Raw genomic sequence first — 24,018 nt, forward strand, 5'->3', positions numbered from 1 at the left:
CCAGATGGTCCTGTTATTAGAAGGTAAATCGGACCAAAGCACAAGCGGATTGATGCTTTTGTAGGACCAAAAATGACGGATTGGCTTCAGAACCGCTGAAAGATCAGCCACATTGTTGCCAGTCAGCGCTGCCGGTGCAATTATGGTCCGATGAAAAAACGTGAATGGAGCGCAGCATGAGCCGCACCGAAATCAAGGAAGTCGAGACCCGGCTGTTTCGGGTCCCACTGCGTGAGGTGATGACCGATGCCAAGCACGGCGCGCACACGCATTTCGAGCTGGTCACCGTCACGCTGAGGCTTGCCGACGGCACCGAGGGCACAGGCTACACCTACACCGGCGGCAGGGGCGGCTATGCAATCAAGGCAATGATCGATCACGACCTCGCGCCGTTCCTCAAGGCACGCGACGCAACGCAAATCGACACGATCTACGACGGCATGCTCTGGCACATCCACTATGTCGGGCGCGGCGGCATCGCTTCTTTCGCGATCTCGGCGATCGACATCGCATTATGGGACCTCAAGGGCCGGCGTAGCGGCCTGCCGCTTTGGCAGATGGCGGGCGGGGCCGGGAAGAGCGCCAAGGCCTATCGCGGCGGCATCGACCTAAACTTTACCCTCGATCAGCTTTTGGCCAGCATCGATTCCTATCTCAATGCCGGCTTCACCGGGGTGAAGATCAAGGTCGGCAAGGACGACCTTGCCGAGGATGTGGCCCGGGTGAAGGCAGTTCGCGAGCGCATCGGCCCTCATGTCACCTTTATGGTTGACGCCAACTACGCGCTGGACGTCCCGCGAGCGATCGAGGCAGCGAGAGCATTCGCCGCCTACGATCTGCTGTGGTTCGAGGAGCCCATCATACCCGACGACTATGAGGGTTACGCCAGCATTGCCAAGGCGACCGGAATGCCCCTGGCAATGGGAGAAAACCTGCATGTCATCGAGGAGTTCGAGCATGCCTTCGCTTGGTCGGATCTCGCCTACATCCAACCCGACGCCTCCAACTGCGGCGGGGTCACGGGCTGGCTGCGCGTGGCAGCGCTCTCACGCAAGGCTGGCATTCCGGTCTGCAGTCACGGGATGCAGGAACTTCATGTCAGTCTCGTTGCAGGTCAGACAAATGCCGGCTGGGTGGAGGCGCATAGTTTCGATATTGACCTTTACACCACCGAGCCGCTCAGGCTTCAGGATGGTTTGGCGATAGCACCCGACGAGCCTGGAGTGGGCGTTGTCTTCGACTGGCACAAATTGGCGGAATTTCGCCAATAGCGCCTTGCATGGAACATGGTGCCTGTCGCTGCCGTTTAGAAATCTTGGAAGCGGCCGCATGCATTTTGTCCAGATCCTGCTTCCTCGTTCCGGCAACGCGGAGAGCGCTTCGCCGAGGAAGACTTCGACCGTCTGAAGAACGAACTCGCCGCCGCCGCAGCCAGCGGGCATACCACTTATCGGATGCCACACTTACATTTGTAATTGCAGCGACGCTTCACCGGCTTTAACTCACGCGATCATAGCAGCGACACGACAAATGCAGGCGGCCGCCCGAAAACGGGCAGAAGCTGCAAGCATTGGGTGCGCCTGCAGGGAGGCGGCGATGGTTGCAACGCGTACGGACACTGCGCATGCGGTTATGGAGGACTTCATTCTATCACGGCACCGCTCAGCGGTCCGCGAAGTTGGATTTTACGAGGCTATGAGTCAAACCCGACAAGCGATCGCCACATCGCGCGAGGTGCTGAGGCGCTTTCGCGAACGTCAGGGCGACGACACTCCTCGAGCAAAGAATACAGACCGTGGTCCTGTCGCCGTGTCAGCCTTCGATGCCGACATCATACGCGCTGCATGCCGAGATCTGATCGCGGAGATGAACGTGCCCGAGTGTCAATGGCGCGAGCTGGCGCGAAGTCTGGTGCGCGAATTCGTGGCCTGCGAGCAGACCGAAGCCGGTTTGGTGGATTGGATCGTCCGCCGGCCAGCGATGTCGGAGACGGACGAGGCCGGCTGACCGGAGCCAACTGGCGGGGCGGCGAATGAGCCAGGAGTCAGTCGACCGCCATTAACGCGAGCAAACAGGTCTCCCGGCGACTTGTTGCGCGGGAACTGCGGTGATCCGAGGATCGGAAACTTTGGCGAGCGGCTTGGACACATCTGATCCTCCTCGTCTGTAGCGTCGGGCTCGTGTTCGCATTTGAAGCATGTAGCGAGGACTGGCCGATGGCGTGACCTTTGGTTGAGTGGAGACGAATGCGTCCAGCCCACTGTCCAAGGCACGGCGATGGCCATGTCGCGTTGCTCCCGGCCTTCGCACACAAGGAGCCCAAGCCGGATGCTAACCAGGCTCCATAGGCCAATGGGAACAATTTGCGCGGGCCGAGCTTGGGCTAGCGTCGTACAGAGGTGCAAGTATGCAAGATAATTTTGACCGAGCTTCATCCGTCGCCGAGGTTGCGGAATCATTCGTGAGATCCCGGAGGCCGTTCTCTGTCGTATCGACCCGGGATGCGGTCACGATTGTCAGGAAACAGGCAGCTTTTTGCGAGCATACGGATGGCGAGCTTGCGGAGTTGGTGGCGGCAATTGCGGTCAGGCATGGTCGATTGGTCGCGTTCGATCTTGATCTCGACGACACAGGCTTGGAGATCGGTCGCGCAGCATAGCCAACGCCTCACGCAATGAGATAGCCACCGTCAACCGGCAAAATTGCCCCAGTGATGAACCCCGCGAGCGGCGAACACAAGAACAAGGCGGGGCCGGTCAGGTCGCCCGGCGTACCCCAGCGACCCATCGGAGTGCGTTTCATCAATTCCGCGTTGCGAGCTGGATCGGCCCGTGGCGCGGCGGTCATGGCGGTCTCGATCCAGCCAGGCGCCAATGCGTTTACGCGGATGCCATCCCCGGCATAGGCGATGGCGAGCGACTTGGTAAGTTGCACGATGGCGCCCTTGGATGCGGCGTAAGCCGGCGCATGAGCCGCGCCGAAAAACGCGAACATCGAGGCGATGTTGACGATGGCGCCCCCGTTCGAGAGTGCCCCTCGGAACGCGCTCGCACTCCGCATGGAGCCGGTGAGATTGATATCGACCACCGTTTCGAAACCCTGGACAGTGAATTCGGCGGCGCGCAGGTTTACCCCTGCGCAATTTACGAGCGCTGCAACGGATGTGAACTGACTGGAATATCCGTCGACCGCAGTCATGTCCCGGACGTCGAGTACTGAATACGAGACGGCGGTGCCGTATGCACGAGCGGCCGCCACCTCGGCGGCCGTGGCCCCCGTCGCATGGACGATTGCGCCGGCCTCGGCGAACGCCATGGCGATGCCGTTTCCGATGCCTGTCGTGCCTCCGGTAATGACGACGGTCTTGCCCGCGAAGAAGGGCATCGCCCATATGGAATCGGTCACCAAGATCTCCTCGTTTCGCCTCTGTGGCGGAGCGCGAACTTACCGCAGCGGAAGACAAACGGGCGGATGTCTACCGCACGAATTGATCGACGAAATCGTCCCCGAGACCCACGCTCGCATAGTGGCTTCTGCACATGTCGATCTTGGTGAAAACGTCCTCGAAACCAATCTGCTTGTTATCCTTGTCCAGGTAAACCATGCAGCCGGAGATGTTGAAGAAGGTGATCATCTCGGGCACGTCGCTTGGGACCGTGAGCGTGTGGATTTCACCGGGCGGCTCGAAAACGTAAGATCCGGTCTCTGCCACCCAGTCGTGTTCAAGGTAGTGCCAACGCCCCTTGATCACATAGCCATGCACGGGGGCCGGATGCAGATGACGGCTTAATATCCCGGCCCGGCGTACGCGGAGCAGATTGCACCACTGGCCTTGCATTGTGTTGAGCATAAGTGGTCGGAACCACACGCCCTTAGCCTGTGGGACCCAGACACGCTCGTCTTCGGGGACGGCAGCGATCGCGATCTCTTTCAGTGCCAGGGGATGGGCGGAGCCGTTGAAGGATTGATACATAGGAACCTCTGTCGCCAATTCATTGGAGTCCATATCAGCGCGATCCTAACAACTTGGCCGAGTTCTGCCGAGGCGCAATCGGGCGCCCACGCATTGGGAAAGTTGTCGGCGCGCGCCCGCCCGCTGCCGCGACCGCAAGCGGGAAGGGTTTCGGGATGGTCCGTTGGGCGTCGAAGACGATCAGTGGGTTCCTTCTTGCCTTATCATGCGGCTATCCGGGAGTGCACCGGGCTGGTCCTGGTCTGGAAGCCCCGGTTTCGGACTTCCAAGGCCAGCAAGCGAGTTCGACCTCGTCCAATCGCGACGGGCGTGCATTTTCCGGCATGCCTTCGGCGGTGGCCAGGTCGATCAGATACTCGTTCCAGGCCCAGTTCTTGAGCACGGCGCGTTTCTCGTCGGGTGCGAGCACCGGGTCGTCCACGACCTCCATCGGAGAGGCGTAGAATGTCTCGGGCTCCGAAAGCGCCGTCTGTATGTGCGCTGCCTGTGCACCGGCGCCATAGCCGTGACTTGCCTGGAGCCAAGCCAACTGCAGCCGTTGCCAAACCAGGTCGGAAAAGGCCTGTTTCTCCTCCGATACATGTTGTCTCCTGATCTTGGCCGGGGAAGCAGGAGGTGCCGCCTGCACCACGTAATTGAGGCCTTGACGCTCGGCATAACGGATCGCCGCTTCCAGCGTCGGAAAGTTCAGTTCGACCTGGGTCAGGGTGTCCCCGCCACCCGTATAGCCCATCAGCGGCTCGATGAACGGGGCTGTGCGGCGTTCGAAGACCAATCGCCAGTCCCTGTGGGGCTTTGCCGAGGTCATGGCCGAGCGGCAGGGCTGGTAGATCCGCGCCACTGCGCCCTCCGGAAACACTGACCGTCCCATTGACAAAGCCGGCCCGTCTAGACGAGGCCGATTGTCATTGTCCGGCCGGACGGACGTCTTGGTTAGGTTTCTGTTGTCGCTGCTTTGAACTGTCTCCATTGCCTGTCCCTCCCGTTATGAAGGGTCGCACGGGCAGCGGCCGTAAGGGCCGCCACCCATACTGCATGCGTCAGTTCTTCCCGTTGATTGCGATCCGCTTGGCCTTCGCCTGTGCCCGCTCGGTCTTGGGCAACGTCACGGTCAGCACCCCGTTCTTGAAGGCGGCGTTGACCTTGTCTTCTTCAACCTCGTAGCCGAGCGGAATGAGGCGCTCGAAGCGACCGTAGAAGCGCTCGGAGAACTGCCGGTCCTTGTCCTCGGTCTCGGAACGCTTCTCGCCTTTAAGCTTGAGCGCCCCATTTTCCAGCAGGACTTCTATGTCGCTCTCGTCCAGGCCAGGTATTTCCGCCGTGACGCGGACTTCTTTGTCCGTGTCGGAGATTTCGACACTCGGCCAACTGGCGGCGAAAGAGGGACCAAAGGCCGGCAGTCTGGCGCCAAAGCTGCGGAAGGCGTCATCGAACAGCCGGTTTACCTCCCGGTGGAGGGAGACGAAGGGGTCTCGATCTCCATCAGGGAAGAGACTGGGCGCCGAGTTTCCGTTGCCCCGGCCCCATGGGATCAAGTCACGTACGCTCATTGTCTTTCTCCTTTCGTAGGTCTCTGAGCCGGGCGGGCCGCCCGGCTCAAGCGAAAGCCTCATGGTGGATTGCTCAGGCGGCCAGCTTGTCGGTCTCGACCTTGGGCGCCTCGATCTTCGGCATGGGAGCCCCGCTGGAGATTTCGATCTTGCGCGGTTTCATCTCCTCGGGAACCTCGCGCTTGAGATCGATGCTCAGCAGCCCGTTCTCAAGGCTGGCGCCCCCGACTTTGACATGATCGGCCAGTTCGAATCGACGCTCGAAAGCGCGGCCGTTGATGCCGCCGTAGAGATACTGGCCGTTCTCATCGCCGGATTGCGACCCGCTCACAACCAGCATGTTGGGCTGGTGGGTGACGGTCAGCTGGTCCTGCGGGAAACCGGCGACCGCCATCGTGATGCGATACTGATCATCATCAACCTTGGCGATATCGTAGGGCGGCCAGTTGTCGAACGAGGCCACACGGCTCGCACTTTCAAGCATGTCGACCATGCGGTCGAAGCCGATGCTGGACCGGTATAGAGGGGTAAAATCGAGGTTTGTCTTCATAGCCACATCCTCCTTTGAGCAACATGGACAACAGAAGGCGCCCAAGAGCCTTGCCGCCTCCTGGTGTTGCCGGCCCCATTAGGCTGCCGGCGACCATCAATTTAGAATCGCGACTTACACCTTCAAGAGCAAGAATAGGAAAATTTTCATCGGCAATCTGGGCGAACGCACCAATGCCACCCCTTCCGCCGGCGGGGTCACTCGCCGACGGGTCCATGGTGCAAGAACAACGACGTCGCCCTTAAATCCGATCGACGAATGGTACGAACGCGGCCACTGCCGCGCTGTCACTGCAGTCAGGACCGGCACGCTCATCCGATTGATCCAACTGTTGCAACGCATCCATGATCGTGTCGAAGGTGACCGGTTCACCCGCTCGCGGCAGCATGCGAAGCGCTGGCACGGATTCTACGGCGCAGGCATCCGATGCCCATGACGAAAGAATGGCGCGCTTCTCCTGAGCGTCCAGGGCAACATCGGCCAAAACGTCGTGGGGATGTTTGAAATGCCGCGCCGGATGCAGCAAGCGGTCCAGAAAAACGTCAGGGGCCCACGGGTTCAATCGATGCAAAATAGCTCGAAATGGGTCCTTCCATGGATGGTCCTCCGCTTCAGACAATCTCATGCGTGTTTGGCGGCTCTCGCCAGCGGCTGTCGATCACGACCAGGCAGATCATCCAGGAACGACGCTCAACGACTTTCCCTAGGTGATGTCGATACCGAGAGTCATCGTCCGGCACCCTGGGCGGCTCGACCACGACCGGAGCGAACGAGCCGTTCGCGATCGAGGGTGGCGGAGCATAGCGAGGGCTGCGGCCTTGGAGCGGCGAGGGGACTTGCCTACATCGCACATGTCGTCGATATGAAGGTCGATGAGTTCGCCGAAGGCTTCAGGCGCGCTAACAGGGCTTCGGCGTCTCACTGCGATCGACTTGGTGTCGGTGCCCTGGCGCCGCGCAACGTCGCGTTGCAGGAAGGTCTCGCTGACGCAGCGTGTGCGGTAGGTTCTAAGGTTCTGATGTTAAACAGATGCTGAAAAATCAAGAGCATAGAGTGGCCGTGGCCCCGATGATGATGGGGAAGATAGATTAATAAAATGAGATATTTATGAGGGTTCGTGTGCAAGTACCGCACACGCAAGTTCCGCTTCTCTTCTTTTTTCGTTCCTACGAGGGAGCTGCCGAAAGGCGTTTTCGGACCCTCTTTTGCCGACGATACTATCCGCTCCAATGCGAATGCTCAGCAGGATGTCCGTCAACCTGATTGTTGTCTGCGGCGTCCAGTTTGCGTCGTTTGCGTCGTCCAGTTTGCCTGGGGTTCCTGGAAGCTTTTCGAACTTTCTGCGTCGCGGGTCAGCCCGAATTGCGCTTGCTTATGGACTCGTTAAGCCTGTGGTCGGGAGGCTCGGACCGCACCGGCCCATGATATCGCGTCGGCGGCGCCGCACCTATTAGATCGCTTATGGCTGGCTGCTGCTCAACAGGGCGAACGTCTACGACGTCCGCCTTCCGCATGAGCCAGGCAGGACACAGTTCCTTCAGTACCGATTGAGATAGTCGACCATGCAAAGGCAACGCGCGTTGCCGCCTGCCGGTTCCGCCGCCGACTTCGCGCTCACATACCGAGCGTTTGAGTGCTTCCGACAGGTCGAGCCGCCTCAGCGAACAACTCAGCCGCTGCTTGCACCTTATCGGCAGCCTCTTCGACCCGATCGAAGCGCGTCAACACACGACATTGGAGCATCGACAACCGCGCCGCATGGTAAAGCTCGCTGCGCTTGTGACCGTCCAAGTCCAATGGTTGAAACAGCATCGTCATGGCGAATCCCTCCGGTGCCCGGCTCTCGTCGAAGGCCGGGCCGTTAGGCTGCGATCAATAGTCGGTGTCATAATCGCCGTTGTCGTCCTGCTGAATGACGACGTGACGGCGGTGATGCATCGGACGGTTGATCGATCCGGTGACCACAAAGTCGCTGGACCGGTGATGATGCCGGCGCCAGGCGCGCTCGCCATTGTCGTAAAATGCCTGCTCGCCATGATGGCGGCGATGGAGACGGTGTCCGTTCCGATAGATGACCACACGGTCGTTATTGTTGTCGTCCCAATAATGGCGGTGGTGATGTCGCTGGGTCTGGACGACGATGCCTTCTTCTGCGGACGCGACCGCAGGCGCAGCCAAGCAAAGCGCCAATGCGCCAAGGATGATGGTCTTCATTTCGAGTTCTCCAAAAACCTAAAACGCCCTTCGGTAAGGAAACTTTGCTCAACGACTTTGGTTCCGGCATCGATCGAGACGTGCCCATGAGCACCGTGCGCAAACTCGCTGCGATCAGACGCCAACTCGAGCAAATAGCGGCGCTCGTCGCTGAGATCGAAACGGAGTTCGAGGATCGGAGTTCTGGAGATTGGGTCGAGACGGCGGTTGCCGCCGAGGCTCTCGGCCAGAAGATCGGAAAGGTTTCGGCCGGTCCGTCGGCGGCAAATGGAAAGCCGACGTAGCGGCTATGCGGGAATGTTTTCGGCACACGTGACAAACGCGACGGGACGCATCGCATTTCCGATGGACATAATGGCAATGAACATCGCTGCCAAGATATCTCGCCCTCGAAAACGGCCAGCGCCGCTTACTTCAGATCAGCACTGAAGCTCCCGAGACCGACCTCGGAATTCGTCGCCACGAAGGCGGGAACCTCTATGTCTCCGTCAATGGCGGCGGCACCGAGGCGTCCGTGGCGTCGGGTAATACCATCAACGATTTGACGACGCGCAAGATGTGCCTCGGCAAATCGGTTGGCGGCTATCTCGACGGCAACATTTTTTGAGGTTGCAACGTTCTCGACGGTGCCGAGCGCACCCGATAGGGCCACCGTCATTGCCGATTTCATGGCCCACATCGGTGCAGTCTATGGCTGCGGCAACCTTCTGGCCTTGATGTGCAACCAATCGCGCTGCGCGAGTTTATGAGTTTGAAGCCTGCGACTAGACCCACGCTGCGTTCAATCTAGGCAGTGTACAGCCCTTGTGTGCCACGTTGTCCCAGATGTAGAACACGGCGACAGCGGCAAGGATCAACAGAACCAATCGCATGATCTGCGCCTCGGTAACGTGGTTTGCCCACGGCGCCTTAAGCTAGTTGAAGGTTTCGGCCCGAGTCCGCGCGCATCCTCAACACCAGCAGGCGCGTCGCTGCGAATGGCGTCAAAACAATAAGCGCCATGGTGGTATTGACTAAGAGCGACAGCAAACAGATCGAGCTTTCGGCGTAGCAAACGGATTCCATGACGTTCCCCTTTTCCATCGTTACTGGTGGCCTCCGTGCGGCAAGAATGATCCTGGTTCACGAGAAATACAAGCAGTTGCTAATACGTTGCTATTTCCCCTAGGGTTGGGGCAACGATGCGAAATCGACGCCGGTCAGTTGTCTGGATAGCGATTGCCCTTGTCCTGGCGGCGTTGGCGATCACGGCGGCGATCATTGGCTGTCAGAATTTACGGCGCTCGTCACCGATCATGGTCTCGGCTGTCTCGGCCTTCAATACTGGGGGGCTCGTCCCTGGCCCGACGGTTAAGGCGCCCTCGAAAAACCTTGGTGCTGTTGCTGCCGGTCGGGATATCTGGCTCGAAGTCTCATGGAAATTTTTCGGGGAGTTGCGGACGCTGGATACCGTCACTGTCGGCGACCTTCCGGCAAGGCGCCTGGTGCGCAGTCATGATGTGCCCTCAAGCGCCAATTCCGAGATCTGGTTCATATCAGCCGGCAGCGGCGACATATTGGAAAACACAACGTCGACCAACATTGGGTTCACTCTTGATGGCGGCAACCCGTCTGTCACGGCGCAGATTTACAGAGTGGTTGGAGCTTCTGAGATACCTGCCGCCACAGCTGCAAAAAGCGGCGACAGGCTACCATCACCATTCCAGCCGATGGCATCGCTTTTATCTCGCTCATCGCTTCCGGCACCACCTCCGGCTCCCTGAGCAATGTCACCGAAGATTTTAGTGCCCTTTGTGAAAGGATTTCCTTGGCATCCATGCATCAACAAGTTCGACCTCCGCTGAATCAGAGACTGCTACGTTTTCCGGAAACTCAACGGCAGATTTTGCTGCTGTCGCACTTCAGCCGGCCGCAGCGAGATAGCTAACCAGCCGCGCCATTCCAAAGCCAACGCCTAGGCCCACAGCGAGGCCAAGGAACAGCTTGGCGGGAAGATCGAGGGCAAAGCGCGGACTGGGCGCCACACGTCTGAGCGGGGCTCTCTGAGGGCGTTGGCGATATCATCAAACACCGTTTCCATGGAATGATTCTAGATCGGAACTCCGGAAATGTGAATCCCCTGTTTGTTCCACTGTCGCCCCATTGGGCAACCTGCACGGTTCGCCCGAAACGTGCAGGCAGCAAAGGTGGCTTAACGCACCACTCTGAAGCCACTCGACTTCAGCGACGCTAGTGCCGTCTCTGCAAAGGTCGCGCAATTGTCCGAAGGATCATTGTTTTCATAGAGCGTGGCTTGATAGGCTGCTGCTATGCCTTCAAAAATGGCGGTTAGAACTTGGTCGGGGCCTCTGGCGGCGTCAGCGGCCGGTTCAACAGTCATCTTTGGTGTTTCTGGGTGTTTGCCTTCCATGAGGAACTCGAGGAGCGCCGACACCAGCCACTCGGCGCTGTCCCTGTCCAGGGTCCCGCGAGACTCGGCCGGGCTCGCATCACCTCGCCGGTCGGTGCGAGCCCACAATCGCGGCCATCTGGTCCGCTGCTTGAGCTTGGGCTTCATCAGAATGAAGGGCGACATGGTTCATCCGAATGTGGAAATTTGCGTTGGGGGGAGGTGAGAATGAGGCTACCAGGAAATGTGTTGGCTGGGAGAACGTCGAGGTGCAGTGCGGTCCGCGAAAGGGATCAATGAGGTTGAATGCACAGAACGTGCCGCCAAGACAGCCAGGTTGAAATCGCTCCGCTTGGCTCAGATCTTGCCAGAGGCCGACCCGCACTTTTCATTCAACGAGGAACTCGACTGCTCGGTACTTGTCGCCGTGCTGGCTCGGGAACCGCATAATTATCCAGAGCGGCCCGAATCCCATTCTTTCCGGCGGCTGCCCCTGCGACGAGGCCTTTGATCTCCTGAAGCAGTCGCCGTTAGGCTTTGTCAACAATCGGCTTTTTTCGCAGTGGCGACCTCCACATGGCTCTCAACAACGCGCACGTGCTCGGCGTCGACAGTCACCAGTGGCCGGAGGCTGACGGTTACCTTGTCGCCGTCGATGCGCGTGACCGGGCCGACTAATTCCATATGCTGGCCGATCACGGCCTTCGAAGTCGAATCGACAACCGAATGCCGAAGTCATAGGAGGGAATCGTCACGCTTATGCGATCGGGTGTCACTCGGCCGCGGGCGGGTGCGGAGAGTTGCTAACAAATGAGCGTCCGTGGCCTGAAGTTTCTCGATAAGTGGGTAGCCGAACAACTGCCCATTGTGGAGACCCCATCTCGGTTGGCGACTTGAAAGACCAGTTGATGACAGCTGCCGAGAAGGCCGGCATTCCTGCCGACGAGATCAACGGCGAGCTTGAAAGCGTCTTCGAATTGATTATCGAAGTGAATCGTCGTGGCGCCGAAAGGGTGGACTTAGCCTGAAGGCTTCCCCGACGTGCCAGTCATGTCCTACATGCCGGACTGCCTGACAAGGGGGCTCGCTTACCTAACCGGCCAGCGCCAGGCCAATGCCATCTCAGAGCAAATGTAGATCGAAACCGCGAATCCGTGAATCCCCGGTTTGTTCTGGTCATGGCTTCTGCGCCGGTCCGGTCACACAGCGCTGGTGCGTTCACCCCTCCGGCTGGGTAGGGTCCGGTTCTTGGTCCCGCTCTCGTTGTTTTTCGAGGAACAGCTTGGCGAGTTCGCCCCACTCAGGATGATCCGTGGTTTTATGCTCTTCTACGAACTCGAGGAAAGCCTTGCGCAAAGCGTCAAGGTCGAAAACCCCAAGATGCTCGCCCATACCGTCGTCCATGCCCGCGCCTCTCAACGGTATTAGCTTGTCCTCTCGTTTGAGCCTTCAAGAGGGATTCCCTGAGTTTCGGCTTGGGAGCGCCTACACGGTTAATTGCGTGATCGCTAATATGATTATATCTTAGGCAGCGCGGGGGCTGTATCTTCCCGCGCGGTGGCCGGTGCGGCCCCCACACCAAAGACTGCAGCGGCCATTTCTATGGATGGGTAGCGCTAACCGATGCGACATCATGCTGCAGCGATATTTTAGAATCAGCTAATTGCGCAATCGCTAAATTAATGAAATGCGTGAGGAATGTATTTTCCACAGTTTCTGGTCGGCATGTCTGCCACTGCGATCATTGTGGCGATCTGGACCTACATCGAAGCCGGTTCAATTTGGACCGCGCTCGGCTGTGCGGTCCTTGCGCTGATCGTTCTGCAAGTCGGGTACGCCGGGCTGGTCGTTTGCTTGATATACTGGCGATCATCGGAAGCGGCTGACTCGACTAGTCGAATTTCGGTCGCGGCTCAAGAGAACCTCGACGGCATCTGATAGCCCGCGACCGTCTCGGCACGGTCACGTGGCCCTGGGGCAGCAGTTTTGCCTCGCAGTGCCGCCAGCAAGTGGGCCTACAACGTGTTTGCGGTGACAGACACCTACCCCGAGCTTCGGGCTGAAAGCCTTATCATTGATCCAGACGCGGAACTGGAGGACGGGTGCGTTGTGCTCGCTATGTTTGGAGGCGGTCATCCGCAAACCATTAGCTGGCGCTTCCCGCGCTGCAGAACCTGGAACGATCCAAGTTTAATTCTCGAATAATGTGGCTCGCAGCCTCACGGTGGCGGGCTTTTTGTTGCTCAGCCCCAACGTCTTGACGCCGGGCTGCGGAACGCAAACGTCGTGATCTCGTCACGGGAAATCCCGATGTCGCCGAGCATGTCGTCTGGTGACGCGCTCAACTCGTCCGTTGCCTTCAACAGCGCGTTCTGCTCGGCTCGATGACGGACCCAATCGGCAAGGGGACCAACTGCGACAAGAGGAAGATTCACAAGCATAGGAAGGTTCACAAGCATCGGACCACTCCCTTTACCCCTGCAGGAAACTGCACGTAGCCTACGCCGATACGTCGGTGCGTCTGTGACAAACCTCACAGATCGATCCGAACGGGCAAAAACTGCCCGGATGCCTGACGGTGGCGGGCTTTTTATATATTAGCAATGCATAAAATTCGAGAAGGTTCATGTCATGGTTGTTAGCAAACTCGCTGCTATCGTGCGACGCAGGGCTCGGTGGATGGTGTGCTGGAATGCGCGGGGCTGGATGGATCAGGGGTCTGATGGAAGCTGACGCTCGCGATCTGCGGAGCGAGATCAGTCGGCTACAAATAGACTTGATCGCTGCCGCCAACTCTCAGGGTAAATCCAGGCTGCATGACGTCGCGCACACACTGCGATGCCAGAAGGCGCGGCTGGAACGTCTGGAAGAGTGCCTCGCTTCAATGACGTCGAATGTCCGGCCAGAGGCATCCGCAACCCCGCCCCATGAAGGCCGGCCGTAAAAGGCAGCTCATCGTTTCCGAAAGAGAACCCGCTGCCTCACGGTGGCGGGCTTTTTATTGCTCAGCCCCTACGTCTCGACGCCGGGCTGCGGAACGCAAACGTCGTGATGTCGTCACGGGAAATCCCGATGTCGCCGAGCACGTCGTCTGGTGACTCGCTCAACTCGTCCGTTGCCTTCAACAGCGCCTTCTGCTCGGCTCGATGACCCACCCAATCGGCAAGGGAGCAACGGCGACAAGAGGAAGATTCACAAGCATAGGAAGGTCCCGACGCATCATCAATTCCGTCATTGTGGATGATAGCCAGCAGGTCAATCTCGAGGTCCGCGTGCTGGAAGCCAAGCGCAATGCTGGCCGCGACCTCGGTGTGTCGATCGAGAGCACAAATCGCAGCGGCACGACCCGTACAGGCACGCGCGTTGCTGCCGTCGACGAAGATGATGTGGTGCTGGGGCCCGGCAGCCTGATCACCGGCCTGCTGTCGAACACCAATCCCTTCGCGGCGCTGATCACCCGGGTTATCGACAGCAACATCAAGGTCGACCTGATCATCGAAGCGCTTGAGGCCAAGGGGGCTGTGCGCACGCTGGCTGAGCCCAATCTCACCACGCTGTCCGGTGAGCCGGCCAGCTTCAACGCCGGCGGCGAAGTGCCTATCCGTGTCGTCGGCGCCGATGGCGAGGTAACCATCACGTACAAGCAATTCGGCGTTAATCTGCTGTTCACGCCCGTCGTACTCGACGACGGCAAGATCCATATGAAGCTGGCGCCGGAGGTGAGCGACCTGACCGGCTTCACCACCGCCGGCGATCCGATCTTCACCAACCGCAAGCTGGCAACCGTTGTCGAATTGCGCGACGGCCAGAGCTTCGCGGTCGGCGGGCTGCTGTCGAGCAAGACCACCAAGCTGCAGAACCAGGTGCCGTGGCTCGGCCAGGTGCCGGTGATCGGGACGCTGTTCCGCAATTCGAGCAACCAGAAGGAAGAGACCGAACTGGTCGTCATCGTCACGCCGCACATCGTGCGGCCGGTGAAGCCCGGCGAGCAGCTGGCGACGCCGTTCGACAAGACGCGCCCCGCCAACGATCCGGAGTTCTTCGTGCTCGGTCAGCTCGAGGTGAACAAGGACATGATCCGCAAATACGAACATGGTGAAGGCGTCACCGGCCCCTATGGCCACATGCTCGACTTCAAATCGAAGGACAAGATGCTCTATGTCAAGAAATAGCGCCTTCATCCTCATTCTGTGCGCCGGTGCGCTTTCGGGCTGCGCCGCCGACTATCTGAACCACTACGATTCAGTGACGCTCGCCGCCGGCGACACACAAAAATTCAATTCGCTGGCGCAGACGGTCGATCCGTTCAATCCGAACGCGAAGAACACGCATATCGAAGGCGACGGCACGCGGGCTGCCGCTGTTGCCCAGGGCTACAAATTTCCACCGCCACCACCGCCAACGCCTGCGATAACGGTCAATGTCGGCGGGTCGGGTGTGACCAACGGAGCAAATTGAACAGAAGGATGCGGTCGCGATGCGCCGGGCGGGACGAGGGGCCAGGGTGCAAGGAAGCTAGAGAGTAAGGTCATGTGGGGACCATTAGGGCGTTCTGGAACGATCAACGCGGCGTAGCGATGATCCTTGTCGCAATCATGCTGCCTGTGCTGATTGGCTTAGCATTGCTGGCGATCGACATGAGCCGGGCCAATAGTCTTCACAACGATATGCAGAAAGGCGCCGATGCATTTGCGCTGGCGGCAGCGGCCGAGCTGGATGGCAATACGGACGCTATTACCAGGGCCAACCGGGCTCGCGACAATCTTCTGAAGACAAATGCCACGAAATTTTCTACCGCTGACTATCACAAGCTGGTTCCCGCCGACCTGACCGTCACCTACCTGTCCGGCATTCCCGCCAGTGACAGCATCGGGCTCAACGCCGCCGGCGTGGACGAAAACGGCGTTAACTGGAGCACCACAGATCCGAAGGCGGCGAGATTCGCTGAGGTAACCGTCAACTCCATCGCGTTTGCTACAATCTTCCCGGCGAGTTTTGTCGGAAGCAATGACACCATGAACCGGCAGACGCAGGCGGTGGCACGGTTTAACAACGCCCTGTGTCAATTGACACCGATGTTCATTTGCAATCCCTATACGTCTATCGGCGCTCTCCAGACAGCCGTGTCGGGAACCACTAAGCCGATGATTTGACTGAAGGAGCAGACCGGCGGCTCCAGCGCACAATATGGTCCCGGCAACTATGGGTTCTTGTCATCGCCGCAGGGCGACAAATCGACGGCCACGCTTACTGAAATGTTCGCGGTGACCAGCCCGCCTTGCCTGCTATAGTCAGAACGGCGTAAAAACCCGCCCGGGCAACATTCCTCCAGTAAATGCCGGAATCAACACCCGTTTCGACATTTACGACAATGGCGGGCCATATAAGACCGATCCCACACCTAACCCGCCGGCGCCCAATGTCCGCAAAGGCATGGTTGTGAAGAATGCCGGCAAGTCAAACTGCAGCTATGATGCGCCCAACAGCGGGCAGGCGAACAATTATAAGGCGCTTCCCCGGGACAATTGCTTTACGTCGGGCAGTTGTTCGCAGGCAGGCGTGCTGGGCGATGGCAGCTGGGACTTCGCAGGTTACTGGACCGTCAACCATGGGAGCGCCAGCACTGCCGGGGTGATTACCTCGTGCGGCGCAAATCCCAGCGGATACTGTGTCTACAAGTTTGAAATTGCCAATCCCGCCCTGAAGAGCGGGCAGGAGGCGACTGCCCCTCAGTGCAACACGACGACGCAGGGTGCCGACAGAAGACTGCTTTACGTGGCAATCATCGACTGCGTGGCCAACACAGTCCAAGGTGGTGGGCAGACTTTGCCAGTGCAGGCTTTTGCCAACGTGTTCGTAACCGAGCCGGCGGGCGGTGTGCCCAACGCCGACATTTACGGCGAGACCGAGGACATCAGCACGGTCGTCGGTCAGAATACGCTGAAGAAGCTTCAGCGCAATGAAGCCCAGCTCTACCGGTAGAGCAGATGATCAGGCTTAGGCAAATCACCCGGCGTTTCAGAGGCGACGAGAACGGCGCTGCACTGGTCGAGGTGGCGCTCATCGTACCCTTAATGCTGCTTTTGTCGGCGGGTGTGTTCGAATTGTCCAACATCCTGAACACGCGCCTTCTGCTCGAGGCTGGTGTAGAGGACGGCGCGCGTTACGTGGCCCGCTGTAACGACAGCAACTGGGCCAATGCGTTACCCTGGGAACGAACCTGGCTGTAAATGGCACTGTGACCGGCAGCATCGCGAGGGTAAAAGGCTGGACCAATGGACAGGTCACGGTCACCAAGAGTTTCGCTGACGCGGTCGATGTCTCCACTGGCACCGAACTATACCTCAGCAGCACAAGCACATTGGATGTCGTAGAGGTCAGCACTTCATTCCCATACAGCGATCTAGGGCTTTGGAGCTATCTGGGCTTCCGGGCTCTCACAATAATCGTGTCGCATCAGGAGCGAGTCTTCGGATGGTGACGGCTAAGACAAAATTCGGCGCGGATCAGTCCGCGCGCTACAATGGTTGAAATGGCCGTTGCCATGCCGTTGCTGCTGACGCTGCTGCTCGGCTTTGTCGACTTTGGCTATCTCTTGTACCAATGGAACGCGGGCAACAAGGCCGTACAGATGGGCGCCATACTGGCGCAGGTTTCGACGCCGGTCGCGAGTGGGATAGGGTGCGAAAATCGTGAAGTCCCCCTTCATTGGTACCTAGTCAAGCTCTCGACCAGCACCGTCTTTAGCTCTTCCCCGATGCCTGTCCGGCGGCGATGCGGATCGCATTGGCCGGGCGATCGAAGAGCGATCCATGTGGACTTCCGCGAGCTGGGCGCTTTGCTCAGATGTGTCATCGCCAGCCAGCCGAACAGCGGATACGGCTGCCTTCTCACAATGATGCCGGGCAATCTGCTGGTCGAGATGTACCGGCTACATGGCCCCAGGCTGCTCGAGCGGAACGTCCGCAGTTTCCTTCAGCTCAAGGGCAAGGTGAATCAAGTCATCCGGAAAACGATCCATCGATGAGCCTCAGATGTTCCTCGCGTTCGACAATGGCCTGGCTGTCACGGCGACCGGTCTTCGCATTCTGGATCATGGCGATGGCACGGCAGATCTCCTGGCAGCCGACGACTTCCGGATCGTCAACGGCGGCCAGACGACCGGTTCGATCTTCCGCGCGTGGCGCAAGGACGATGTGGACGCGAGCCGCCTCCAAGTGCCTGTCAAGATTGTCGAGATTCTGGACGATGGTGACATCGAGGAGATCGCGCCGCGCATCTCCCAGTCGGCCAACAATCAGAACAAGGTCGACATGGCCGACTTCTCGTCCAATCATCCCTTCCACCGACGGATGCAGGAGCTTTCGGGTCGATCTGGGCGCCCCCGGCGGGCGGTATGCAACGTCAGTTACGCTGGTTCTAGGAACGTGCGCGCGGTAGCGACGAAAGCTTCCTGCGCAGGCGTTTGACTGCGGCGTCGGCGCTGGCGCACCGGAGAAGTCTGCTGTTCGGGCTTCGTGCCGGCCGCTGCTCGCGCTAACTCTGGCTAAGTTCGCCGTCCCATCCGCTCGTCACGCCGTTCAGCATCGAACGCCTGGCTACCCTTCTCAGTCCATAATCGTTGTGCTTGCTCGCCTTCTGGGCTCTGGACCTTCGCGGTCATCCAGAGCATCGCGCCGTAGTTGGCAGCGCGATCGTAGTTGGTCAGATTAACGATGCCTGCCTTGACGAGGAGGCCGATCGGTAATGCGATGGATTTTTGCACGAACATACACGAACAAACATATTAATTTGTGTTGCAGCCATGTTGCAGGGACAGCAAGGAATGGGCCGAGACATGCCCGGAAAGAAAGGATTTAAGCGACAGAGAGCCGGAAAGTTCGTGCAACATGGAACTACCCCAACCGTAATCGCCAGAAATCGAAATAAGCTCCCGGATGGGTTGGGCCGCCTTGGAGATGGCGCAGACCATCGAATAAGATGGGTCTCGCCACCTACCTTGGACCGCGTCCGCAAATTGAATAAACGCGAATATGTTGGGCGCGAAGCTCGCTACTTCTGGCGAAACGCGGAGTGGAACGACACAGCCAGCGGGCCTAAAATGTAGTCCAGTGCGGTGCGTTCCTCGGTGACGATCATGACTGACGCCGGCATGCCCGGATAAAGCGCAATCTGTGGGGCCGCGGCCAATTCCGCGGGATCGACCGCTACGTCGGCAAGATAGTAGGGAAGCCCGGTCTTGCTGTCGGTGACGCGATCCGCCGAAATGCGGGTGACCCGTCCATGAATGACCGGTATCGAACGCTGCTTGTAGGACGTGAAGCGGACCTCGGCCGTCATGTCGGCGCGCAGGCTGGATATGTCCTCGACCTTCACCTGCGCCTGAACGATCAACGAATTCCTAGTCGGCACGATGTCCAGGATGGTCTGGCCGGGGGCGACGATCGCGCCGGTCGAGAAAACGGTGAGATTCATCACCTGGCCGTCATAGGGCGCCCGCACTTCGGCGCGGTCGACCGTGGCTTGCGCGGCGAACATTTTCGGTACCAGGTCGGCGAGGTTGGACTGGGCGTCGATCAGCATGGTTGAGAGTTTTGCGCGGCGCTCGTTGGTGAGCTGCGCAATCTGGCTTTCAAGCTCGGCCTTACTCTGGCGGTTTCCGGCTATATCGCCGAGAGTCTGGTCGATCAGGCCCTGCAGGTCGGAGGCGGAGCGGTCGAGCTCCAGGACACGCGTGCGCGTTGTCAGGCCGGCCTTCAGCAACTTGTTGAGGCCTGCCTTTTCGTCAATCGTCGACTTGAGCTGCGCACGAAAAGATTCGACGCGCGCCTGCTTTCCATCGATCTGCTCGTCGAGTTCGGCTATCCGTTTCTGCAGGATCTGCTTGGCACCGGCCATCGAGGCGCGCTGGCTCCCGAGGTCGGCAATTTGGTTGGCCATCGCGTCCTGCAGATAGGCCTGGTGCTCAGCGGTGATGTCCTTCGGAAAGGCGACTGCCTCATGGCCGTCGAGCTCCGCACGAATGCGGGCATCGGTAGCGCGCAACAACGCATATTGCTGCGAATAGAGGTTGAATTCGGAACGGGCGTGCGTGTCGTCGAGCACCACCAGCACATCGCCTGCCTTGACGATGTCGCCATCCTTGACGCGGATCTCCTTCACCGTGCCGCCGTCGAAGTGCTGTACGCTTTTGCGATTACCTTCCACCTTGACGACAGCGTCGGCGAGCACGGCGCCGTTCAGCGGAGCAAAAGCCGCCCAGCCGCCGAAGATGGCGAAGAAGGCAATGATGATCAGCAGGCCGACACAGGCCGGCACCCGGATCGAATCCGGGGCCAGGATACCGGTTTCGCCGGACAGGTTCCGGTAGGTGAGGGCGCCGTCGCTCATCGATCTCTCCGGCCACAGCTCATTGGGTTGCCACCGCCATTGGAGCCGCGCGCTGGTTGAGCAGCGCCACGATCTCGTTTCTCATGCCGAAGGCCTCGACGGCGCCATCGCGCAACAGAAGGATTTTGTCGACATTGGCCAAGGTCGAAGGCCGGTGCGAGACGATGATAACTGTGCTGCCGCGGCGCTTGAGCTCGATCGCGCACTCGCTCAGCGCGCGGTCGCCATCGGCGTCGAGATTGGAGCTCGGCTCGTCGAGAATGATCAGGTTCGGCGTCCCGAATACCGCACGAGCAAGAGCAATCCGCTGCCGATATCCTCCCGACAGCACTGCGCCGCCTTCGCCGATCTGGGTCTCGTAGCCCTGCGGCAGCCGAATGATCATCTCGTGAACGCCGGCGAGCAGCGCGGCGGCTATCACCTCCTGGTCGACATTGGTCTTGAAGCGGCCGATGTTGGCGGCGACCGTATCGGCGAAGAGTTCGATATCCTGCGGCAGGTAGCCGATGTGGTCGCCGAGCGCGTCGTGCCCCCACTGCGACAGGTCGGCCCCGTCCAGCCTGACGGTGCCGCGGCTGGGTTGCATGACGCCCGCGAGATGACGCGCCAGCGTCGACTTGCCGGCGCCGGAAGGGCCGACGATTCCCAGCGCCTCGCCTGCGTCCAGCCGGAATGATACGTCTCGGAGAAGCACTTTCTGCTGGCTGGCAATTGCAAAGCTGACCTGCTCGACCGAAATCTTGCCGGTGGGCTTCGGCAGGTTGAAAGATCTTTCGTTGAGCGCCCCCCCGTCGACCAGCTTCTCGACCCTTGCCAACGCCGCCCGGGCCAGGATCAGGCTGCGCCAAAGGCCGACGATCTGCTCGACCGGCTGTAGCCCCCGGCCCAGCAGGAGGCTCGCCGCAAACATGGTGCCGCCGGTGATCTGCCGCTCGATCACCAGATAGGCGCCGAGGCCGAGGATCAGCGACTGCATGGTGAGCCGCAGGAACCGGATCAGGCCGGACATCAGGGCGGCGCGATCGCTTGCCTCCGCTTGGCGCCGCAGCGCCAAGTTGCGGTCGCGCCCCCAGCGGCGGATGAGACCGTCGATCATCCCCATGGCGCGAACGACTTCCGAGTTTCTGAGGCTCATTTCGGTAAAGTTGTAGTTGGTCGTCGCCAGGTCGTTGGCCTGCTTCAGCGGCGAACGCACGAGATACTCGTTGAGCACGGCCATGGCGATCAAGAGCAGCGAGCAGCCCAGCGCGAAGAAACCGAGCCACGGATGCAGCAGGAAGATGATGCCGATGTAGATGGGTGACCATGGCAGGTCGAACAGGGCATGGATGCCGCTGCCGGTGATCACCTGCCTGAACGTATCGAAATCGCGGATCGGCTGGCTTTGCGAGGAGCCCGGCGATGGGGTTTCGACCGACGCGGCGAGGACTTTTGCCGAGAGCAACCGGTCGAGCCGCGCGCTGGCACGCGTCAGGATGGAGGCGCGCACCAGATCGAGGCCGGCCAGCGAAAGGAAGGCCGCCAGCAACACAAGGGTCAGCATCACCAGCGTGGTTTCGCTGCCGCTGGTGACGACCCGGTCGTAGATCTGCAGCATGTAAAGTGGGGACGCGAGATAGAGCAGATTGATCGCCAGGCTGAATGCCGCCGCAACGAGAAAATAGCGGCGGCATGCGCGAAGCGCGTCCTTCACAATCTTGGATTTGTTGTCGAGACTCAAATACCCAGCGGAAAACCGCCCCCCTGTCCACGCCCGGAACCGATACTACTCCTGATCGTCCAACCGGCCACGTGATCCCTTCCTCTTCCTGCCGTAAACCTTAATTCGTAAGCTGAATCAGGAACCGGCAGCATGAGGAGAGCCGCGCCTATCCGCGCGGCTCTCCTTTTGGTTCACATCACAAAGTCGCTCACTTGCACCACCGTGCTGCCGGTGCCGTCGTCGGCAAGTGTGAAGCTGTGGGCATCGTAGACGCCGAGCAGGTGGAGCGTGGCGTTGTGCGTGCCGTCCGTGACGGTCAACGTTCCTCCGGTGCCGTCGAGGTCCGCCTGATAGGCAGCGGACGTTCCGGTGCCGAACAGGATGTCTTCGAGGTTCACCTTGTCGTCATTGGTGATGCCGGCGATGCTTCCGCTGAAATCGAAGGAATCGTCCAGCTGCAATGTGCCGGCGGCATTCGCCGCGAACGTGACGTCGGTTGAAGAGGCCGCGCCGAACTCCAGCTTCGACAGGTTGCCGATCGTGGCATCGCCGTCACCGGTGACCTGGCCGTTGATGTCAATGTTACCGCCATTGGCCCAGATCATGCCGGAATTCGCCAGCCCGCCGGTGATCGTAAGGCCGCCGGAGCCGGTTGCCTCCAGCGTTCCCGAATTGACGACGACGCTGCCTCCGGTGTCGATGACCAGCGCATTCGAGCCGGTGGCGATGATGGTGCCGCTGTTGTCGAGGCTGAGCATCCCGCCGCCCAGCTGGCCGGCCCCCGAGATCGTGTTGTCGACATTGACCAGGGTGACGCCCGGCCCCGTGCCGGAGATGACGTTGGCGGTGCTGTCGGACAGCAGGATCTGCCCGCCACCCTGCAGGGTCACGCCATGCTGGATGACCTGCAGCAGCGTATCGCCGCCCATCGAGTCGAGCGTGATGAGGCCGCTGTTGTTGATAATGCCGCTCAGCGGCAGCAGAGCGCCGTCGCCGATCGTCATGGTGCCTGAATTGTTGACCACCGGCGTCTGGTCGAAGACGAAATTACTTCCGGTGAGTGCGCTTGAGTGCACGCCATCAAGCGTGATCGACTGCCCGTCGCCGAGCGCTATCACCGCGTTGCCGTTGGCGTCGTCGACCATATGCGCCTGGACGTCGGCGAAGCTTGCCAATCCGTTGTACCCGATGAGGTCGATCTGGTCGGCCGCAGCGTCGAAGCTGTGCACCGTGTCGTTGCCGATCGGCTGCGAGAAGACGAAGAGATCGTTTCCGCTGGAGCCGGTCAGCACGTCGTCGCCGGACCAGGCAAAGATCGGCGAGCCCGGAGCGTAGGCCTCGACATTGTCGGCAACCGACGCGGTGCCCACGGTGCCGTCGACGTTGATCCAGGTCATCTGGACGTCGAGCACGGCTGCCCCGGTGAAACTGGCCGGCGTGGTGACGGTCAGGCCGTGCAGGTCGCTGGTCACAACCGTCCAGCTGCCGTCGGCGTTGTCGGTTGCGCCATCGATGCTCCAGCCCGAAGGCACGTCCTTCACTGTGACGGTGATGAGCGCGCCTTGCTGTGACGGATCGGTCAGGGCGAGATTGATGGGCTCGCCGGAGACGCCGGCGGGAAAGCTTTGGTTTCCGGGATTATTTATGGGAATTGCATTTGAGCCTAGGCCTGGGTTTCCGGCAACGTCGGTATAGCCGTTTGCGAGTACCGTAATCGAGTGAGTTCCCGAGCCGGAGTTGCCCACGCCTGTCACAACTACTGTAAATTGGGTTTGGGTGGCGTTCGCAGTCACTGAGAAAATCGTTCCACCTACGACCTGCAAATCTGCGGCGGTAAATGTACCTGCTGTCAAAGCTTCACTGAACGTGAGAACAACAGTTCTATCGTTATTTGTGGGTGCCTTAGTGACGGTGGCTGGTGATACGACGAACGGTTTTGTGGTATCGCCGCCGGTATCGATGGTGACCGTGTCGGAGCCGGCAGCGCCGGTGTTGCCGGCAGGGTCGGTGTAGCTGCCAGCCGCCACCGATACTGACCCCGTCGCAGAAACCCCGTCGGTCGCCGTGAAGGTGGCGTGGTAAGTGGTCGCGGTATCCTGTGTGAAGCCGGTGATCGTGCCATTCGTCGGCGTGATGTCGCCTACCGTGAAGCTGGCGCCTGGCGCCTCCGAGAAGGTGAAGGTGACGTTCGAGTTGTTGTCGGTGTCGCTGAGCGCGCCGTCGACGATGTTGACGATGACGCTCGGGTTG

The 24,018-nt window shown here is 59.8% G+C and carries 29 protein-coding genes; 13 read left to right on the forward strand and 16 right to left on the reverse strand.

Annotated elements, in window-relative coordinates:
* Nucleotides 1-176: 176 nt before the first annotated feature.
* Together NKI35_RS24135 and NKI35_RS24140 are read left to right on the forward strand one after the other, a co-directional pair.
* On the forward strand, nt 177-1,271 hold the full coding sequence (locus NKI35_RS24135; protein ID WP_352741626.1) for a mandelate racemase/muconate lactonizing enzyme family protein: 1,095 nt from the start codon (nt 177-179) through the stop codon (nt 1,269-1,271).
* A gap of 325 nt (nt 1,272-1,596) precedes the next feature.
* Nucleotides 1,597-2,007, forward strand: coding sequence for a hypothetical protein (locus NKI35_RS24140; protein WP_352741627.1), 411 nt, complete (start codon nt 1,597-1,599; stop codon nt 2,005-2,007).
* 660 nt (nt 2,008-2,667) lie between these two features.
* Here NKI35_RS24140 and NKI35_RS24145 read toward each other — a convergent pair.
* The 8 genes from NKI35_RS24145 to NKI35_RS24180 form a co-directional block, all read right to left on the reverse strand.
* Entirely contained in the window at nt 2,668-3,405 is a 738-nt protein-coding gene (locus NKI35_RS24145; protein WP_352741628.1) for an SDR family NAD(P)-dependent oxidoreductase, read from the reverse strand.
* A 70-nt stretch (nt 3,406-3,475) separates the two neighbouring features.
* Nucleotides 3,476-3,973, reverse strand: coding sequence for a 2,4'-dihydroxyacetophenone dioxygenase family protein (locus NKI35_RS24150; protein ID WP_352741648.1), 498 nt, complete (start codon nt 3,971-3,973; stop codon nt 3,476-3,478).
* A gap of 211 nt (nt 3,974-4,184) precedes the next feature.
* A complete protein-coding gene (locus NKI35_RS24155) occupies nt 4,185-4,943 on the reverse strand; it encodes an NADH dehydrogenase ubiquinone Fe-S protein 4 (RefSeq protein WP_352741629.1) in 759 nt (252 codons plus the stop codon).
* A gap of 70 nt (nt 4,944-5,013) precedes the next feature.
* Nucleotides 5,014-5,523 carry an Hsp20/alpha crystallin family protein gene (locus tag NKI35_RS24160; RefSeq protein ID WP_023696160.1) on the reverse strand — a complete coding sequence of 170 codons (510 nt, stop codon included), beginning with the start codon at nt 5,521-5,523 and terminating at the stop codon, nt 5,014-5,016.
* A gap of 73 nt (nt 5,524-5,596) precedes the next feature.
* Nucleotides 5,597-6,073 carry an Hsp20 family protein gene (locus NKI35_RS24165; RefSeq protein WP_352741630.1) on the reverse strand — a complete coding sequence of 159 codons (477 nt, stop codon included), beginning with the start codon at nt 6,071-6,073 and terminating at the stop codon, nt 5,597-5,599.
* A 241-nt stretch (nt 6,074-6,314) separates the two neighbouring features.
* Entirely contained in the window at nt 6,315-6,698 is a 384-nt protein-coding gene (locus NKI35_RS24170) for a hypothetical protein (protein ID WP_352741631.1), read from the reverse strand.
* A gap of 989 nt (nt 6,699-7,687) precedes the next feature.
* Nucleotides 7,688-7,891 (reverse strand): hypothetical protein, encoded by a 204-nt coding sequence (locus NKI35_RS24175; RefSeq protein ID WP_023738756.1) that lies wholly within the window; start codon nt 7,889-7,891, stop codon nt 7,688-7,690.
* Between the two features lie 54 nt (nt 7,892-7,945).
* Nucleotides 7,946-8,287, reverse strand: coding sequence for a hypothetical protein (locus NKI35_RS24180; RefSeq protein WP_352741632.1), 342 nt, complete (start codon nt 8,285-8,287; stop codon nt 7,946-7,948).
* Between the two features lie 86 nt (nt 8,288-8,373).
* Between NKI35_RS24180 and NKI35_RS24185 the strand changes: the two genes are divergently transcribed.
* Nucleotides 8,374-8,571, forward strand: a complete 198-nt coding sequence (locus tag NKI35_RS24185; protein ID WP_352741633.1) for a hypothetical protein — start codon at nt 8,374-8,376, stop codon at nt 8,569-8,571.
* Nucleotides 8,572-8,696: 125 nt separating this feature from the next.
* Here NKI35_RS24185 and NKI35_RS24190 read toward each other — a convergent pair whose 3' ends face one another.
* On the reverse strand, nt 8,697-8,957 hold the full coding sequence (locus NKI35_RS24190; RefSeq protein ID WP_352741634.1) for a hypothetical protein: 261 nt from the start codon (nt 8,955-8,957) through the stop codon (nt 8,697-8,699).
* Nucleotides 8,958-9,468: 511 nt separating this feature from the next.
* On the opposite strand from NKI35_RS24190, the gene NKI35_RS24195 reads away from it, so the two are divergent.
* Nucleotides 9,469-10,050 carry a hypothetical protein gene (locus NKI35_RS24195; RefSeq protein ID WP_352741635.1) on the forward strand — a complete coding sequence of 194 codons (582 nt, stop codon included), beginning with the start codon at nt 9,469-9,471 and terminating at the stop codon, nt 10,048-10,050.
* 428 nt (nt 10,051-10,478) lie between these two features.
* Here NKI35_RS24195 and NKI35_RS24200 read toward each other — a convergent pair whose 3' ends face one another.
* The gene (locus NKI35_RS24200; RefSeq protein ID WP_352741636.1) at nt 10,479-10,862 is read right to left on the reverse strand and encodes a hypothetical protein; all 384 of its coding nucleotides are present in this window, start codon (nt 10,860-10,862) and stop codon (nt 10,479-10,481) included.
* Between the two features lie 707 nt (nt 10,863-11,569).
* Here NKI35_RS24200 and NKI35_RS24205 point away from each other — a divergent pair.
* Complete coding sequence (locus NKI35_RS24205) at nt 11,570-11,704, forward strand: DUF768 domain-containing protein (protein WP_023680989.1); 135 nt, start codon at nt 11,570-11,572, stop codon at nt 11,702-11,704.
* 190 nt (nt 11,705-11,894) lie between these two features.
* On the opposite strand, the gene NKI35_RS24210 is transcribed toward NKI35_RS24205, so the two are convergent.
* The gene (locus NKI35_RS24210; protein ID WP_023738765.1) at nt 11,895-12,080 is read right to left on the reverse strand and encodes a hypothetical protein; all 186 of its coding nucleotides are present in this window, start codon (nt 12,078-12,080) and stop codon (nt 11,895-11,897) included.
* A gap of 294 nt (nt 12,081-12,374) precedes the next feature.
* Here NKI35_RS24210 and NKI35_RS24215 point away from each other — a divergent pair, with 294 nt between their 5' ends.
* The gene (locus tag NKI35_RS24215) at nt 12,375-12,614 is read left to right on the forward strand and encodes an exopolysaccharide production repressor protein (RefSeq protein ID WP_023680991.1); all 240 of its coding nucleotides are present in this window, start codon (nt 12,375-12,377) and stop codon (nt 12,612-12,614) included.
* Between the two features lie 305 nt (nt 12,615-12,919).
* Here the strand turns inward: NKI35_RS24215 and NKI35_RS24220 are convergent, their stop codons facing one another.
* Nucleotides 12,920-13,135, reverse strand: a complete 216-nt coding sequence (locus NKI35_RS24220) for a hypothetical protein (RefSeq protein WP_352741637.1) — start codon at nt 13,133-13,135, stop codon at nt 12,920-12,922.
* Between the two features lie 777 nt (nt 13,136-13,912).
* Between NKI35_RS24220 and NKI35_RS24225 the strand changes: the two genes are divergently transcribed.
* The 7 genes from NKI35_RS24225 (at nt 13,913) to NKI35_RS24255 (ending at nt 18,145) form a co-directional block, all read left to right on the forward strand.
* Complete coding sequence (locus NKI35_RS24225; RefSeq protein ID WP_352741638.1) at nt 13,913-14,848, forward strand: type II and III secretion system protein family protein; 936 nt, start codon at nt 13,913-13,915, stop codon at nt 14,846-14,848.
* Nucleotides 14,835-15,134, forward strand: coding sequence for a hypothetical protein (locus tag NKI35_RS24230; RefSeq protein ID WP_352741639.1), 300 nt, complete (start codon nt 14,835-14,837; stop codon nt 15,132-15,134). The genes NKI35_RS24225 and NKI35_RS24230 overlap by 14 nt, the downstream gene beginning before the upstream one ends.
* Nucleotides 15,135-15,253: 119 nt before the next feature.
* A complete protein-coding gene (locus NKI35_RS24235; RefSeq protein WP_352741640.1) occupies nt 15,254-15,829 on the forward strand; it encodes a pilus assembly protein TadG-related protein in 576 nt (191 codons plus the stop codon).
* Nucleotides 15,830-16,109: 280 nt separating this feature from the next.
* Entirely contained in the window at nt 16,110-16,658 is a 549-nt protein-coding gene (locus tag NKI35_RS24240) for a hypothetical protein (RefSeq protein WP_352741641.1), read from the forward strand.
* 5 nt (nt 16,659-16,663) lie between these two features.
* Entirely contained in the window at nt 16,664-16,906 is a 243-nt protein-coding gene (locus tag NKI35_RS24245; protein ID WP_023706912.1) for a TadE/TadG family type IV pilus assembly protein, read from the forward strand.
* A gap of 293 nt (nt 16,907-17,199) precedes the next feature.
* Nucleotides 17,200-17,703 (forward strand): TadE/TadG family type IV pilus assembly protein, encoded by a 504-nt coding sequence (locus NKI35_RS24250; protein ID WP_352741642.1) that lies wholly within the window; start codon nt 17,200-17,202, stop codon nt 17,701-17,703.
* A gap of 7 nt (nt 17,704-17,710) precedes the next feature.
* Complete coding sequence (locus NKI35_RS24255; RefSeq protein WP_352741643.1) at nt 17,711-18,145, forward strand: AIPR family protein; 435 nt, start codon at nt 17,711-17,713, stop codon at nt 18,143-18,145.
* Nucleotides 18,146-18,222: 77 nt separating this feature from the next.
* Here the strand turns inward: NKI35_RS24255 and NKI35_RS24260 are convergent, their stop codons facing one another.
* The 4 genes from NKI35_RS24260 to NKI35_RS24275 all read right to left on the reverse strand — a co-directional run bounded on the left by NKI35_RS24260 (nt 18,223) and on the right by NKI35_RS24275 (nt 24,005).
* Nucleotides 18,223-18,441 carry a conjugal transfer protein TraD gene (locus NKI35_RS24260; protein WP_352741644.1) on the reverse strand — a complete coding sequence of 73 codons (219 nt, stop codon included), beginning with the start codon at nt 18,439-18,441 and terminating at the stop codon, nt 18,223-18,225.
* Between the two features lie 287 nt (nt 18,442-18,728).
* Nucleotides 18,729-20,066 carry an HlyD family type I secretion periplasmic adaptor subunit gene (locus NKI35_RS24265; RefSeq protein WP_352741645.1) on the reverse strand — a complete coding sequence of 446 codons (1,338 nt, stop codon included), beginning with the start codon at nt 20,064-20,066 and terminating at the stop codon, nt 18,729-18,731.
* Nucleotides 20,067-20,085: 19 nt separating this feature from the next.
* Nucleotides 20,086-21,759, reverse strand: a complete 1,674-nt coding sequence (locus NKI35_RS24270) for a type I secretion system permease/ATPase (protein WP_352741646.1) — start codon at nt 21,757-21,759, stop codon at nt 20,086-20,088.
* A 200-nt stretch (nt 21,760-21,959) separates the two neighbouring features.
* The gene (locus tag NKI35_RS24275; RefSeq protein WP_352741649.1) at nt 21,960-24,005 is read right to left on the reverse strand and encodes a beta strand repeat-containing protein; all 2,046 of its coding nucleotides are present in this window, start codon (nt 24,003-24,005) and stop codon (nt 21,960-21,962) included.
* Nucleotides 24,006-24,018: the final 13 nt, after the last annotated feature.

The organism is Mesorhizobium sp. M0676 (genome assembly GCF_040320535.1).
In the GTDB taxonomy this organism is placed as follows: Bacteria; Pseudomonadota; Alphaproteobacteria; order Rhizobiales; family Rhizobiaceae; genus Mesorhizobium.

Bases quoted from the DNA above. Each gene is read 5' to 3' on its own strand.
- NKI35_RS24135 (WP_352741626.1), top strand. From the start codon at position 177: ATGAGCCGCACCGAAATCAAGGAAGTCGAGACCCGGCTGTTTCGGGTC.
- NKI35_RS24140 (WP_352741627.1), top strand. From the start codon at position 1,597: ATGGTTGCAACGCGTACGGACACTGCGCATGCGGTTATGGAGGACTTC.
- NKI35_RS24150 (WP_352741648.1), bottom strand. From the start codon at position 3,973: ATGTATCAATCCTTCAACGGCTCCGCCCATCCCCTGGCACTGAAAGAG.
- NKI35_RS24155 (WP_352741629.1), bottom strand. From the start codon at position 4,943: ATGGAGACAGTTCAAAGCAGCGACAACAGAAACCTAACCAAGACGTCC.
- NKI35_RS24160 (WP_023696160.1), bottom strand. From the start codon at position 5,523: ATGAGCGTACGTGACTTGATCCCATGGGGCCGGGGCAACGGAAACTCG.
- NKI35_RS24165 (WP_352741630.1), bottom strand. From the start codon at position 6,073: ATGAAGACAAACCTCGATTTTACCCCTCTATACCGGTCCAGCATCGGC.
- NKI35_RS24170 (WP_352741631.1), bottom strand. From the start codon at position 6,698: ATGAGATTGTCTGAAGCGGAGGACCATCCATGGAAGGACCCATTTCGA.
- NKI35_RS24175 (WP_023738756.1), bottom strand. From the start codon at position 7,891: ATGACGATGCTGTTTCAACCATTGGACTTGGACGGTCACAAGCGCAGC.
- NKI35_RS24180 (WP_352741632.1), bottom strand. From the start codon at position 8,287: ATGAAGACCATCATCCTTGGCGCATTGGCGCTTTGCTTGGCTGCGCCT.
- NKI35_RS24185 (WP_352741633.1), top strand. From the start codon at position 8,374: ATGAGCACCGTGCGCAAACTCGCTGCGATCAGACGCCAACTCGAGCAA.
- NKI35_RS24190 (WP_352741634.1), bottom strand. From the start codon at position 8,957: ATGAAATCGGCAATGACGGTGGCCCTATCGGGTGCGCTCGGCACCGTC.
- NKI35_RS24195 (WP_352741635.1), top strand. From the start codon at position 9,469: ATGCGAAATCGACGCCGGTCAGTTGTCTGGATAGCGATTGCCCTTGTC.
- NKI35_RS24200 (WP_352741636.1), bottom strand. From the start codon at position 10,862: ATGTCGCCCTTCATTCTGATGAAGCCCAAGCTCAAGCAGCGGACCAGA.
- NKI35_RS24210 (WP_023738765.1), bottom strand. From the start codon at position 12,080: ATGGACGACGGTATGGGCGAGCATCTTGGGGTTTTCGACCTTGACGCT.
- NKI35_RS24215 (WP_023680991.1), top strand. From the start codon at position 12,375: ATGTATTTTCCACAGTTTCTGGTCGGCATGTCTGCCACTGCGATCATT.
- NKI35_RS24220 (WP_352741637.1), bottom strand. From the start codon at position 13,135: ATGCTTGTGAACCTTCCTATGCTTGTGAATCTTCCTCTTGTCGCAGTT.
- NKI35_RS24230 (WP_352741639.1), top strand. From the start codon at position 14,835: ATGTCAAGAAATAGCGCCTTCATCCTCATTCTGTGCGCCGGTGCGCTT.
- NKI35_RS24235 (WP_352741640.1), top strand. From the start codon at position 15,254: ATGATCCTTGTCGCAATCATGCTGCCTGTGCTGATTGGCTTAGCATTG.
- NKI35_RS24240 (WP_352741641.1), top strand. From the start codon at position 16,110: ATGGTTGTGAAGAATGCCGGCAAGTCAAACTGCAGCTATGATGCGCCC.
- NKI35_RS24245 (WP_023706912.1), top strand. From the start codon at position 16,664: ATGATCAGGCTTAGGCAAATCACCCGGCGTTTCAGAGGCGACGAGAAC.
- NKI35_RS24250 (WP_352741642.1), top strand. From the start codon at position 17,200: ATGGTTGAAATGGCCGTTGCCATGCCGTTGCTGCTGACGCTGCTGCTC.
- NKI35_RS24255 (WP_352741643.1), top strand. From the start codon at position 17,711: ATGTTCCTCGCGTTCGACAATGGCCTGGCTGTCACGGCGACCGGTCTT.
- NKI35_RS24265 (WP_352741645.1), bottom strand. From the start codon at position 20,066: ATGAGCGACGGCGCCCTCACCTACCGGAACCTGTCCGGCGAAACCGGT.